Source organism: Xanthomonas arboricola pv. populi, from assembly GCF_002939945.1.
Classification (GTDB): Bacteria; Pseudomonadota; Gammaproteobacteria; order Xanthomonadales; family Xanthomonadaceae; genus Xanthomonas; species Xanthomonas arboricola_A.
This window is the reverse complement of sequence record NZ_MDEB01000002.1, coordinates 546,037-559,306: the sequence shown is the minus strand read 5'-3', so window position 1 is coordinate 559,306 and position 13,270 is coordinate 546,037. Positions and strand designations below refer to the sequence as shown.

Sequence of the window (13,270 nt, the reverse complement as noted above, 5' to 3'; positions counted from 1 at the left end):
GGCACCTACGAGGACACCATGCCCATCAACTCCCCTGACTACAGCTATCTCGGCAGCGGCGAAATCCACCTGCGCAAGCGCGGCGCTGCCAAGCCGTTCCGCGGCATCGGCAACTGCTCGGCCTTCAGCTTTGCGCCGCAGACCAACCGCATCAACCTGCTCGACAACACCCAGCCCGGCGGCGGAAACCGCAATTCGGTCGACCGCGTCACCGAGGTGCAGGTGAGCTTCACCATGCACGACTTCAGCGCGGACAACTTCGCAGACGTGTTGCGCGGCACCGCGACCAGCATCGTTGCGGGCGCGGCGGTGGATGAGCTGGTGGTGGCCTACAAAGATGGCGTCACGCCGCTGCTCAACCTGGCAACCGATATCACAGCGGTCAAGCCGGCCACCGGCTCCACTTCCTTCGAGAAGGGCAAGGACTGGGACATCAAGAACGGTGCCCTGTACCTGCCGGCTGACTCGGCGATTGTGGACCCGGTGAGCGGTGCGCCGAACATCAAGGTGTCGTATGCATTTGGGGCTGCTGAGCGCCTGCAGGCGCTGGTCAACCCGAACGAGGAATACGAGTTGCTGTTTCTCGGCTTCAACGAGGCGCGTAGCGGAAAGAAAGTCCGCGCGCAGGCCTACCGTGTGTCCGGTGGAGTGATCGGGGAAATGGCACTGATCGGCGAGCAGTATGGCGCCGGTACCGTCACCGGCACCATCAACAAGGACACCAGCAAGCCGGCCGGTGTGTCGCAGTACTTCACCTGGGATGCCGAGAAGTGAGCGACGACATCGACATCTTGACGCCGCCCACGCGCACGATCACCTACCGCGGCGAGCAGCTGGAACTGGCACCTCTGACGTTGGCGCAGATCGGCCCCTTCATCAAAGCGACCCGGCCGATCATCGGCCGGGTGATTGTTGCAGCGAGCCTTGTCAGCGCGGGCGGAACCGTCGAGGTGGCCGCGCTGATGATGGATGTGCTCGAGCAGGATGCCGCCGCCTTCGCAAAGGGTGGCGCCATCGTGGCAGGCAAGCCGGAGACGTGGATCGCCGATGCCTCGCTGGCAGATGCCGCTGCGCTGGTCGAGGCGGTGGTGGAGCTCAATGAGGATTTTTTCGGCCAGCGCCTGCCGAGCCTGATGCGAGCCGCCGGCAAGGCGGTCGACGCGGTGGGAATGACGCAGGCGCAACCGGCTGGGCCGACCTCGTCCACTTCCTCGTCGCCCGCGGACACCAGCGGCGAGACGTCCTGACGTACACCCTGGCGCAAGCCAGGGCATTTGCTGAAGCAGCTGTGCGCGATGACCGCGAGCAACTGCTTATGCGCGAAGCATCCACGGCGCAAGCCGTGCGGATGGCGATGGGTGCTGAGCCCGCCGCCTTTACGAAGTACCTCGACGATCTGAACCGGTAAATGGCCGACCAATCAGCAAATTTGCGCGTCCGCATCAGTGCGGACCTCAACGACATCAAGCAGGGTCTGGCCGTGTTGCGCGGTCAGCTGTCCGACGTGCGCAAGCAGGCCGGCCAGTCGTTGCCTGGAAACAACGTCATCACGCAGTTGGGCAAGACCTCGGGTCAGACAAGCCAGGCCCTTGCGCAGCTGCCAATGCAGTTCACCGACATCTTCACCAGCCTGCAGGGCGGCATGCCGTGGTTCACGGTGCTGGTGCAGCAGGGTGGGCAGATCAAGGACAGCTTTGGCGGCATTGGCCCTGCGCTGAAGGGCGTCTCCGGTGCGGTGCTGGCAATGGTCAATCCACTGACTCTGAGCGCTGCTGTGGTCGCGGCGCTGGCCTTGGCCTGGAAGCAGGGCGAGGACAGGTCGTTTGCCTTTAGCAATGCACTGGTTGCCACGGGTAACTACGCAGCCGCATCCACTGGGCAGCTGGAGGGCTTGGTCTCGAAGCTGGACCAGCTGGACGGTGTCTCCCTGGGCAGTGCCCGCGAGGCGGTGCTCAAGGTCGCTGAGTCCGGGAAATTCACCGGAGAGCAGTTCGACCGGGTCGCGGCCAGCGCCGCGCTGATGCAGGCCGCAACCGGGCAGGCGATCGACGAAACGATCGCCAAGTTCGAGGACATCCGTAAGGACCCGGTCGAGGCGCTGCTCAAGCTCAACGAGACCGAGCACTTTCTCACCCAGACGCAGCTGGACCGCATCAATACCCTGGTCGAAGAAGGCAACAAGCAGCAGGCTGTTGCTGAGGCAGTTCAGCTCTACGATTCCCACCTGGAGAGCGTGGCGCGGCGTGCGCAGACGGACATGCCGGCAATGTCCCGTGCGTGGACAAGCATCAAAGATGAGGCCTCTGGCGCCTGGGGCGAGGTCGAAAAGTACGCCGATCTTCTGGACCGCGTGATCTCCAAGCAGGACGCGCTCGGCAACAGTGTCGTCTGGAAAAGGCTGAGCGCCGCATTGGCCAACTCAGGTGGCGTCGTCGGCGGCCTTGCTCGTTACTCGGGCCTGTTGGACGAGATCGCCGAAAAGCAGGAACAGGCCGAAAAGAGCACCGCTGGTCAGACGATCGGCGGTGGCATGCTTAATTCGCTGGGTGCGCTGGGCAGCCTCATCAAGGCATCCAAGGGCGCGCTGGAAAGCGCGGCCGGGCCGGACTTTTCCAACGTGATCGCAACCGTCGATCGTGGGCCGACAGTCGACTCTGAGCAAGCGCGGGCCAGCCTGAAATTCCAGGATGACACCAATAGCCGCTTGAGCAAGACGCTTGACCTCGAGGGTCAGATCAAGCAGATGAAGGTGGATGCGGCGAAAGCGGGAGTAACCGACGCAAAGCTGCTCGCCGAGCGCGAAAAAGTAATGCGCGCCGAAGCGGCGGCCAAAGGCGCTAGGGGCGCCACAAGTCTCGCAACCGCCAGCCGCTCTGCGGGCCTGCAAAGCATCAAGGATGCGTTCACCGCCGAGCAGGCGCAGATCACCACCAGCACCAAGGTGCTGCAGGCGCAGTACCAGGCGCGCGAGGTGACGGCCGAGACCTACTACCAGCGCATGCGTGAGCTGGCCGAGCGGGGCACCGCCGCAGAAGCGCAGTCGCTGCAGAAGCAGATCGACTACCTCAATAGCCGCAACGTCAGCGGCAAGCAGTCGATCGACGTCAACAAGCAGGTCGGCGAGTTGGAGGCGCAGCTGGCCAAGGTGCGCACCGAGGGCGCCGCGGCCCTGCAGGTGTTGTCCACCGAAGAGAGCAAGCTGAAGAAGCAGCGCGAGGACGCGCTGGCCTCCTACAAGGCGGCGCTCAACGCCAGCACCGATGCGCTCCAGGAGGACATGGACGCCATGATCGCCCGGGTTGGCGCGGGCGATCGCGAGTTCGAGATCCAGCAGCGCCTCAACGGCGTCTACCGCGAGCAAGCGCAGCGGCTCACCGAGCTCGCACTGCAGAAGAACACCGGCCGAATCGATGAAGCGACTGCCGCCGCTGAAGAGGCGGCGGTGCGTGATGCTACCGAGCGCCGTGTGCAGGTGATCCGCGATGGGTACGTGCGCATGTCGGAGGCACAGGCCGATTGGGGCAGGGGAGCGGCGGCTGCCTGGGCGAACTACCGCGATGAGGCGAGCAACGCGGCCGGTGCGGTGGAAAGTGCCACCACGTCGGCGCTGACCTCGTTTGAGGACATGGTGGTCAAGGCAACGACCAACAGCAAAGTCAGCTTCAGAGACATGGCTAACTCGATCATCGCTGACTTTGCGCGGATCACGGTGCGCAAGGGGATGACCAGCCTGCTGGGTGGGGTGTTCGGTGGCAGCCAGGTCGGAGCCGTACAGCGCGAGACGATCCCGCTGCAGGGCTGGGACACCGGCGGGTACACCGGGCCGGGCGGCAAGTTCGAGCCGGCGGGTGTTGTGCACAAGGGTGAGGGCGTGTTGAGCCAGCGCGACATCGCCTCTATTGGCGGGCCTGGCGCATTTCTTTCCCTGCTCAGCACGATACGCAGCGGCCGAGGTTATGCGGCGGGCGGATTGGTTGGCAGGACCGTGATGCCCGCTGCCGGACGCGGTGGGGGCCAGATGGCTGTGGAGATCAATAACTATTCGGGCCAACCAACGCAGCAACGCGAAGAGCGCAGCCGCGGTGCGGATGGCAGTGAGCTGCGCAAGATGATCATCGACATCGGTGCTGCCGACATTGCAAGTGGCGGGCGGATGGCCGGTGCCATCGAAAGCCGCTTCGACACAAGGCCGCGACGCTGATGGCAAGCCTACCGAGCTATGTCGGCGTGCTTTACGACGCCATCCGCGAGCGGCCCGTGCCCTCAGTCAATCGAACGGAAATGGATCGCGGCCTGCCCAAACAGGAGCGGATCAACTCGCGGACTGTGGTGAATCTGCTGCTGTCCTTCGATTTCTCCACGGAGGATGACGCCACGGCATTCCTGGATTGGTACTTCGATGTGATCAAGGTTGTCGGCACGTTCACGATGGCGCACCCGCGAAGTGGACAGCAAATCACCGCGCAGTTCATCGGCGGAGACATTGGCGAGCTGCGCGCCGTGGAAGGCGTCGATCGCCCGTACCAATGTGACGTGCAGATCGAGTACCTGCGATGAGCACGTTCCAGGAGCGCCGCCAGCGCGTCACCGACACCGACGGACCGCTCGAACTATTGGAGATGACCGCGCCATCGTTTGGTGCAGTCCTGCGCATCGTCAACGACACGCAGGACTGGGTCAGCAATGGCAACCTCTACATCCGCTGCCGGTTTCGGTTTACGCCGCCAGCTGATCAGGCCGGGCAGACACCACGCGCGCAGCTCGAAGTGGACAACGTGGGTCGCGGCATTACCGAGGATCTGGAGCGCGTCCAGCCTAACGAGCTGGTGATGTGCCGTGTCCTGATCACGGATCGTGTGCAGCCCGACGTCATCGCCCGGCGGTTCTACCTGCCGCTGACACAGGTGCACGCTGCCGGCCCGCTGATCACCGCGCAGATTGGCGTGGACTTCTTCATGCGCCAGCAGGCGGTAAAGCTGCGCGCGAATCCGCACACGCTGCCGGGGATCTTCTGATGCGGGCCAGCGAGGTGGAGCGGTTCCTCAACATCCCGTACGACGCTGACAGCTACGACTGCGCCGACCTGGTGATGCAGGTGCAGCGCGAGCTGTTCGGCCGCGACGTGCAGGTGCCGGCGCGGCGCCCGCGTGGTGCTGCAGGGCAGGTGGCGCTGGGCGAGTTGTCCCGTGCATATGCGGCGCCAACCAACAGGCCGGCCGACGGCGACCTGGTGCTGATGTTCGACAAGGGCCAAAGCCGGCCCGGGCACGTCGGCGTCTTCTTCTACCTGGCCCACGAGGGTTGGGTGCTCCACACAACCAGCGCGCTCGGCAGCAGCTGGCTGCATCGGGTGCGCGAGCTGCCGGACTACGGCGCACGGATCGAGGGGTATTACACATGGGTCTGATGACCACGCCTGCTTGCGACGGCCAGTTGGTGCTGACGCCGCATCCGGTGACGCTGGAAGGGCAGCGCCACATCGCGATGGACCTGCAGCCAGGCGAGCGCCTGTGCGATTTCCTGCATCGGCACGTGATCGATCTGGACCAGGGCGATTGGTCGGTGTCGATCGGTGGGCGCGTCGTGCCGCGGCATCTATGGGCTTACGTCTATCCGAAGGATGGCCAGGTCATTGAGGTGCGCGGCGCTGTCGGCAGGAATGCGCTGTACATCGTGGCCATGGCCGCGTTGATCTACTTCACTGGCGGCGCTGGTGCGACGTGGGCTGCGGGGCTGGGCACTACCGGTGCGGCGGTTGCGTACACGGCAGCCTTTGTTGCTGGCTCGCTCCTGATCAATAAAACGCTAGGGCCGAAGGTGGAGAGCCCTGCGGGCCCGAGCGCGGCGGGCACGGTTTACAGCCTCGCGGCGCCGCGGAACCGTCTGCGCCCGTATGAGCCGGTGGGCCTGCTGTTTGGTCGCATGCCGATCGCCCCCGACTTCGCCAGCAAGCCCTATACGTTCTACGAGGGCGACAACCAGTACATCGGCATGGTGCTCACGCCGGGTATCGGCGTGGGCCGCGTCGGCGTGTTCACCAATGCCGGCACACCGCTGTCCAGCTACGAAGGCGTGAGTGTCTACCACTCCGGCTATAGCCAGATGCCGGATGAAACCATTCCGCTTTACAGCAACGTGGACACCACCGACGGCGGCGAGCTGCCGGATACGGCCGATTTCGTTACGCGCACCACCAGCGCAGACACCGTGCGCATCCAGATCAACCTGGAATACGTGCTGGGCGGCGTGGGCACATCGGGGAAGGCCTACAACGTCTCCGAAACTGTGCAGGTGCAGTATGCGCCGGCCGGCACCGGCATCTGGGCCACGCTGGCCACGCAGACGTTCACTGGCGACAAGCTGGACGTGAGCAAGCGCGCCACGCTGTCGGCGGATGTGGCCAAGGGCCAGTACGACGTGCGCGTGCGTATCCTGGGGCAAGGTAACTACGAGGGCGATAACACCCAGCGCAACGACTTTCAGTGGTCGACGATGGGCAGCGTGCAGGCCGACACTGCGACGTACGCCGGCCTTGCGCGCAGCGGCATCCTGATGAAGGGCACCGGCCAGCTCAATGGCCAACCTGATGAGTTGGTGGCCGAGCACATCGCCGCGCCGATCCCTGTGTGGCGCAACGGCAGCTGGGTAACGGAGGAGACGAGCAACCCGGGCGCCCACATCCTCAAGTACGTCCGCGGGTATTACGACCAGAACGGCAAGCTCATCGCCGGCATGGGCAAAAGCGACGAGGAGATCGACATCGAGTCGCTGCAGGGCTTCATGGGTCACTGCGAGGCGAACGGCTACACCTACGACTACTGGCTGACCGAAGAGCGCAACCACGACGAGGTGCTGCAGGCGATCGCTCTGGTTGGCATGGGGCAGACCAGCTGGGCCGGCGGTCGCCTTTCGGTGGTGTGGGCAGCCGACGAGCAGCCGCTCTCGGGTGTGGTCAACATGGCGGAGATGAAGAAGGGCAGCTTCAGCGTGGACTACACGCTGGCCAGCGCTGCCGACGGCATTGAGTACAGCTACTTCGACAGCACGACCAAGAAGGTCGAAATGCTGCGCGTGCCGGCACCGGGCATCAGGATCGAAGATATGCTCAGCCCTGCGCGGCTCACCGGTGAGGGCATTGGCCGAGAGGCGCATGCGGCCGAGATGGCGCGCTACCACCTCGCGCAGAGCCTGTTCCAGTACAAGGACATCGGCTTTGCGCAGGACCTGCAGTACCTCTCTTATCGCCGCATGTCGATGCTGTCGATTTCGCACGACCTCACGCAGTGGGGATTCGGCGGGCGCATCGTCGCGGCAGAGCGGAGCGCGGTACTGGGCACGGTTACGCTGACGCTGGACGAGCCGGTGCCGCCGCCAGATGCGCGCAGCGCCTTCATTGGCCTGCGCATCCCGGGCGAGGCGGTTTATCGCACGTTCCGTGTGCGCAACTTCACGGAGGCGACCGACACCATCCAGCTGGTCGAGGAATGGCCGGACGATGCGCCGCTGCCAGGCGAGGGCTATGAGGATTCGATGGTGCAGGGCGGGTGGCAGGACAACCCGGCCCACGACACGGTGTGGATCTACGACTTCAAGGCCACACCCGGCCTGCGCGCGCGCGTGGTGGTGATCGAGCCGGAGAGTGATCTCAAGGGCGCAAGCATCAACGTGGTGCCGGAGGGCCCCGAGTTCTGGATTTACGTCAAGACCGGACAGTACATCCGGCCGGAGAATGGCTCATCGCTGGCAACCCGGCCGATCCTCAGCAACCTGGCAATCAACGAGGACCTGATCACCACGGGTGACGTTACGGCTACCGATTTGGTGGCCACCTTCGACATCACCGGCCCGTTCGATCACGCGGTGGTGTACGCCTCGGCGTCGGACGGCAATGGCGAGCTGGTGGAGGTGGCGCAGACGCGCACGCGCACGGCGCGGTGGCGCATCCCACGCGCCGGCACCTACACCATCAACGTGCGTCCGTTCGGCCCGGAAGGGCAGATGGGCGTGGGCGCCTCGCTGATCTTCACGACCATCGGCGCCGACGCGCCGCCGGTGAACTACGACCTGTTCGACGTGGAGGAGATCTCCGGCGGCATCCGGCGCTACACCTGGGGCTTCTGGAACGACACCATCCAGTCGGCCAACCTGGCGGGCGCGGAGATCCGCTACGTCCAGGCCCCGGAGCAGGGCGCGCCGATGCCGGCGTGGGACGCCATGACGCCGGTCGGCGACAGCGGTTACCACACCGGTGCATTCGACTCGCCCATCCCGTCCTCGGGCAAGTGGACGTTTGCCATCCGCGCGCGCAACACCAACGGCACGCTGTCGGTGGCGGCCAAGTACGTCACGAAGACGCTGGGCAAGAACCTCGGCGAGCTGCAAGAGGAGATGCAGCAGGCGATCGACAAGACCACCGAGGAGATCCGGCAGGGCTTTCTCGAAGCTGCGGCGCGAGACCGACAGATCGCAGAGCAAGCTCTGGCTGCGGCAAACAAGGCGCGCGAGGATGCAATCGCACACGCCGACGCGCTCAATGCCACCCTGGGCGATCTGGTCAACGCCGATGATTGGACATCCACGGGCTCCTACCCGAAGGGCGACTTCGTACGCTACGACGGGCGGCTGTACCGGGCGCGGGTGCCAAACTCCGATGTGGTGCCGGTGGGTAACGATGCCACCTGGCAGAACGTCGGCAACTACGCGAGCGCCGGCGAGGCGATGGCTGCGGCGATCGACATGGCGACGCAGACAGCGAACAACCTGGCGGCCGAAGTGACTCGGCTTTCGGGCGTGATTGCCCGATTGCCTGCGGGTGCGGGGCAGGTGGCCAGCTCTGCATCTGTTGCTGATGAGATGACGGCGCGAGCAAATGGCGATCAGGCACTGGGGCAGCGGGTGGGTGTCGTGGAGGCGCGGATGCCTGCGGGCTCAGGAGGCCTCGCAACGTCTGCGCTCGTGACTGAAGTCAATGAGGCCAGCGCCTTCAGAGACAATGCACTGGGTCAGAGGGTGGGCGTCGTTGAGGCGCGCATGCCATCGGGTAATGGAGGTGTGGCCACCTCCGCGAGTGTGACTGCCGTGGATCAGGCTCGCGTAAGTGGTGACCAGGCTCTCGGCCAGCGTATCGAAGCCACTAACGCTGCTGTTGCGGGCAAAGCGGAGACAGCAGCGCTCAATGCGCTGAACTCACAGGTGCAACAAGTGGGCAACCAAGCCACTGCGACCAGTAACGCGCTCACCGCGGTCACTGCGAGGACGAACGCAAACTCAAACATGCTGGTTAATCCAACATGGGCGCAAGGTGGGTTGGGTTGGTCAATTCCAGCCGGTGTGACGATTGGATATGAAGCCAGGTTCGGGTACTTCGTGGACAATGGCGGTGTCGCTGGCGGAACGGCGATGTCTCAAGATTGCGCCGCTGCCATAGGCGATTACACATACTCGATCGATGTGTTCCGCAATAATTCAACCGGTACTGCGCGAATTGAACTGATTTACTTCAATGCCCAAGGCCAGAACTTGGGCAGTTCCAGTGTTTCCTCTGTCCCAACTACTGTTGGCGGGTGGCAGCGTGTGGTAGTGACGCTGGCTCGCGGGACGGGAATGGTGAGTGCCAGGGTCAGAAACATCATCGAGGGCACGAATAGCACCGTGAGATTTAGGCGAGCAAAGCTTGAGCCAGGGACAACGGCGACAACATATACCGATGAAAATGCGGTGAGCACGCTGGCGTCAGCTACCCAATCTCTCGAAGCCCGGACGACGATCAACGAGAATGGCGTCGCCAGCTATTTCGCATCGTACACATGGGCGCTGGATGCGGGTGGAAAGGTTATCGGCATGCAATCGGTGAACAACGGCACCATCGGCAAGATCACGTTCTCGGCGGACGTCGTGGAGATCATCGGTGCCACACCGGGTGGCGGTCGCAACGAGTTCGTCGGCGGGAAGTTCTACGCCTACGCGCCCAACGGCCGCCGTGTGGTGGCGCTTGGCTACGGTGTTACATGACCAACGTCCTGATCATCAACGACGCCGACACCGGCGTCGTGCTCTTGCAGATCACCGATCAGGCCGACTCGGATCTGCTGACACAGCACATGGGCGCTGTCGCGATCGCGAGCGGCAGCAATGGCTCCGTGCCGGTGCCAGTGACCGGAAGCGCCAACCAGTTGTACTACTGGTTCGTAGCCGACACCGGCGCAGGCAACAGCCTGCTGCCGTACGTCAGCGATGACGGCAACACGATCAGTTGGTCGTCGGCGGCGGCGAACTTCGGTGCGCGAGCCGGCGGCACTCTGTTCTATGGGAGGTTCTGATGGCCTATGCAATCTTCGAGGCCGGCCCGAATCGGGTCGTGATCTCCGAGACATGGAAGAATTTGGCGAAGGCGTCCACGCAGACGATCACACCGACCGGTAGTGGCGTCTTGAAGACGTGGAGCCTGACGGTCACCGGCACCAATCCAGTTCTTGCGTTTCTGGGTGAGAACAATGCCACGCTTGCAACGCGAACCCAGAGCGGGAACAGCTTCACTTTCACCGGTTTCACCACCAGCGGCAGCTTCAGTGCCATGGTCTTCGACTATCCGAACTTCGGGCGGCGAGACTATTTGGTGGTCACCAATCCCGACACCGACGAGGTGCATTTTGATGCCACCCTCAAGTACATGAAAGTGCGCGGGCTGCTGCAGGGCAATGCCAATCAGGGTGGGTCGATCACCTTGCCGGCAGGCCGCACCTACGCCGCGCTGGCCGGCTCCACCGGCAACATCATGCTGGCTATCGGCGGCCTGGTCGGCGGCGGCCCGCAATGGCAGGTGCAGCAGTTGTGGCGCAAGGGCGTGGTCAATATCAACGGCAATGTCGCGTCGATTGCCACCATTGATACCGCCCAGGATCTGCGCACAGGCACTAGCGGAACTCCCCAGCCGCCCCCTGGCAACTACGGCCAGGCCTGGGTGCGCTCTCCCATCCTCGACGTCACCGGATACTAATTATGATCACGTGTCACACTGGAAATAGCATGAAGATTCGACCTCACCGTGGGGCCTTGGCGGACGCCATGGCCAACTGCCGAAACATCGAACCGACACTCGGTGCCGTCGTAGAATTTCTGCGCGGGGACAGCGGTGGGGCCTTCGTGGTCACGCCAGACATGGTCAGTGTCAAGAAGTACGGCAGTGGTTTGGATGAGCGAACCGGCTGGGATACCTATGTAATTTCCGTGCGCGGCATGGGAATCATGGCGTGGATCGACGGCCCTCTGGAAGGAATGGAGGTAGCCAAATGATCATCAGCGAAAACCCTACCTTCGGCACGCAGACCAAGATCGTGTCGCCGCGCATCGAGATCCGATGGGACCCGGTGACCAACGACGGGCCGGTCGAGTTCCATCTCGAGCAGATGACCACCAAGCCACATCCCGATGGCTGGACGCAGACGCTGGAGCGCTTCTTCCTGCGCGTACTCACGGTGCAGATCAGCGACCTGATCGGCCGCAGCCACGACATCACCGCGCCGGCCACGACTGATATTGATCCGGCGACTGGCAAGTCCGTGGAGGTGCCGGGCGAGACGTTCACCGAGCCTGGCATGCATCTGCTGCTGGGCATCAAGGCGGCTACCCGCGCCGCCTACGATGCGGACGTGGTGACACCCGATCCCGATGCGGACCCGCTCGCGCATCAGATCACCATCATCTGGAATCCGACCAACGACACCGGCACCGTGACGTTCCAGGTCGAGGACCGCGGTGCAGTCCTCGGCGTGCTTGCGGCGCCGATCGCCGACCTGATTGCGCCGACCTACGCCATCCGCTATCCAGGAGCGGAGGCGACGCAGGACCTAGCCGGCTGGAAGCTTAAGGCGCTGATCAAAGCTGCGACCGATGCGGCGATTGCATCGAACGTTACGGTTGCTGCAGCGGAGTTGGCGGGCGCTTAGATCCGGCGAATTAGCCCGGCCGTCTTGTCGCTTTGCAGCTGACATAAACAAGCGTGCCTTTGCTATGCTCGATCGGCGGACAGTGAGTTCGCATGGATCTAAAGGACTTGTAATGAAAAACTTTTTCATCGCTGCGGCGGCTGGGCTCGCCCTCGCTGCCACTTGTAACGCCGCTGCGCAGGACGTTCGATATCTTGGAGTGACTTCACGTGTTGCAGCCGAGGCTGCGGCGCAGCCAGCACTCGTGCCGGACGGAGTGACGCTTGTTTCGCTCGAACGCTGGTATTTCCAAAATGACACGTTCTCGGCTAGGCCAATCACGACTGTGGGACAAAGTCATCCAGGCAAGCGTCAGGGTGTACTCGGGTTCATTTCGTTCACGCCGTTTGCCGGTGGGCACACGCTTTACGCGTGCATCACCAGCGACTATCGCGATCGGTTCACTTCCCGTGACCCGAACTGCGAAGGCCAGGTCCCGTACCCGTCGTCTCTGCCTATCACCGGGTATGTTGCATCAACGCAGCTTCCCGGCACGGTGCCGCTCTATCGCTGCATGCGCGGTGGGCTGCAGCCCGGTAATTGGGCCGATCACTTCGAAACCTTGGACGTGAACTGCGAAAATGTGAGGTTCCCCGCGAGCGACGGAATCATCGGCTACATCTGGCTCTGATTCTCTTCGCTTGTCGAAGTCACGATAGATTCGTGTGTAGTTTGCCGGCGGGTCAGGAGACTCTGGCCCGCCGGCGCGGCATTCGGCAATATCTACAGCACGTAGCTTTCGCAGCCAGTCTGGCGAAGGCCGAGCAACCTCCGGCCTGACCAGCTGAGGTGCTGCCTCAACGACCGACGGCGCCGACCTTGCGCACTCCACTACGGTCCTGGAACTTGATGCTCCACGGAGTGACCAGATAGCCGGGCCGGAACCGGTTGGCGATCGAGAAGTGGTCCGCGCGCGCGTCCTTGGCAATTCCGTTCACCAGCACATAAGGTGCGGCGGTTTTCGGCACGCGGCAGTCGTCGGGATAGCCATCGGTCTTGAGTGCCAGGGTGTAGGGGCCGCTGCCCAGTATCTCGCCGCAAACGATCGCCCGCGTGCTGACGGATGCAGCACGGGCGCGTGGCGCGATGCGAACGACAAAGGCGTCCAGCGTCTCGCCGTTGGTAGACGTTTCTTGGTACAGCTGGGCGGTGCGGCCGAACTGACTGGGTTCGCCGGCAGCGGCAGGGATGGCGACGCCAAGAAGCGCCGCGGCGGCGGTGATCAGCAGTGCGTGCATTACGTTCTCCGAATGTGCTGCGCCGGTCAGTGCCGGCGGCGCGAGGTC

Annotated in this window: 13 protein-coding genes; 12 read left to right on the top strand and 1 reads right to left on the bottom strand. The window is 63.6% G+C overall.

What is annotated here, in order from left to right:
* Positions 1–18 precede the first annotated feature (18 nt).
* From XaplCFBP3123_RS08890 to XaplCFBP3123_RS08835, 12 genes are all read left to right on the top strand, one after another.
* A complete protein-coding gene (locus XaplCFBP3123_RS08890; RefSeq protein ID WP_104533698.1) occupies positions 19–774 on the top strand; it encodes a hypothetical protein in 756 nt (251 codons plus the stop codon).
* Positions 771–1,247 carry a hypothetical protein gene (locus tag XaplCFBP3123_RS08885; protein ID WP_104533697.1) on the top strand — a complete coding sequence of 159 codons (477 nt, stop codon included), beginning with the start codon at positions 771–773 and terminating at the stop codon, positions 1,245–1,247. The genes XaplCFBP3123_RS08890 and XaplCFBP3123_RS08885 overlap by 4 nt, the downstream gene beginning before the upstream one ends.
* 161 nt (positions 1,248–1,408) lie before the next feature.
* A complete protein-coding gene (locus XaplCFBP3123_RS08880; protein WP_104533696.1) occupies positions 1,409–4,201 on the top strand; it encodes a phage tail length tape measure family protein in 2,793 nt (930 codons plus the stop codon).
* A complete protein-coding gene (locus tag XaplCFBP3123_RS08875) occupies positions 4,201–4,557 on the top strand; it encodes a hypothetical protein (protein WP_065031679.1) in 357 nt (118 codons plus the stop codon). The genes XaplCFBP3123_RS08880 and XaplCFBP3123_RS08875 overlap by 1 nt, the downstream gene beginning before the upstream one ends.
* Positions 4,554–5,015: a DUF1833 family protein gene (locus XaplCFBP3123_RS08870; RefSeq protein WP_065031678.1), complete on the top strand. Its 462-nt coding sequence runs from the start codon at positions 4,554–4,556 to the stop codon at positions 5,013–5,015. The genes XaplCFBP3123_RS08875 and XaplCFBP3123_RS08870 overlap by 4 nt, the downstream gene beginning before the upstream one ends.
* Complete coding sequence (locus XaplCFBP3123_RS08865; protein WP_104533695.1) at positions 5,015–5,407, top strand: C40 family peptidase; 393 nt, start codon at positions 5,015–5,017, stop codon at positions 5,405–5,407. Before XaplCFBP3123_RS08870 ends, XaplCFBP3123_RS08865 begins: the two co-directional genes overlap by 1 nt.
* Complete coding sequence (gene gpJ, locus XaplCFBP3123_RS08860; protein WP_253254161.1) at positions 5,398–10,011, top strand: TipJ family phage tail tip protein; 4,614 nt, start codon at positions 5,398–5,400, stop codon at positions 10,009–10,011. The genes XaplCFBP3123_RS08865 and gpJ overlap by 10 nt, the downstream gene beginning before the upstream one ends.
* Positions 10,008–10,319 carry a hypothetical protein gene (locus XaplCFBP3123_RS08855; protein ID WP_104533694.1) on the top strand — a complete coding sequence of 104 codons (312 nt, stop codon included), beginning with the start codon at positions 10,008–10,010 and terminating at the stop codon, positions 10,317–10,319. Before gpJ ends, XaplCFBP3123_RS08855 begins: the two co-directional genes overlap by 4 nt.
* Positions 10,319–10,996 carry a hypothetical protein gene (locus XaplCFBP3123_RS08850; RefSeq protein ID WP_104533693.1) on the top strand — a complete coding sequence of 226 codons (678 nt, stop codon included), beginning with the start codon at positions 10,319–10,321 and terminating at the stop codon, positions 10,994–10,996. Before XaplCFBP3123_RS08855 ends, XaplCFBP3123_RS08850 begins: the two co-directional genes overlap by 1 nt.
* A gap of 29 nt (positions 10,997–11,025) precedes the next feature.
* On the top strand, positions 11,026–11,292 hold the full coding sequence (locus tag XaplCFBP3123_RS08845) for a hypothetical protein (RefSeq protein ID WP_146091306.1): 267 nt from the start codon (positions 11,026–11,028) through the stop codon (positions 11,290–11,292).
* Positions 11,289–11,945: a hypothetical protein gene (locus tag XaplCFBP3123_RS08840; RefSeq protein ID WP_104533691.1), complete on the top strand. Its 657-nt coding sequence runs from the start codon at positions 11,289–11,291 to the stop codon at positions 11,943–11,945. The genes XaplCFBP3123_RS08845 and XaplCFBP3123_RS08840 overlap by 4 nt, the downstream gene beginning before the upstream one ends.
* Positions 11,946–12,057: 112 nt before the next feature.
* On the top strand, positions 12,058–12,615 hold the full coding sequence (locus XaplCFBP3123_RS08835) for a hypothetical protein (protein WP_104533690.1): 558 nt from the start codon (positions 12,058–12,060) through the stop codon (positions 12,613–12,615).
* Positions 12,616–12,781: 166 nt separating this feature from the next.
* Here XaplCFBP3123_RS08835 and XaplCFBP3123_RS08830 read toward each other — a convergent pair whose 3' ends face one another.
* Positions 12,782–13,222, bottom strand: a complete 441-nt coding sequence (locus XaplCFBP3123_RS08830; RefSeq protein ID WP_104533689.1) for a hypothetical protein — start codon at positions 13,220–13,222, stop codon at positions 12,782–12,784.
* Positions 13,223–13,270 lie beyond the last annotated feature (48 nt).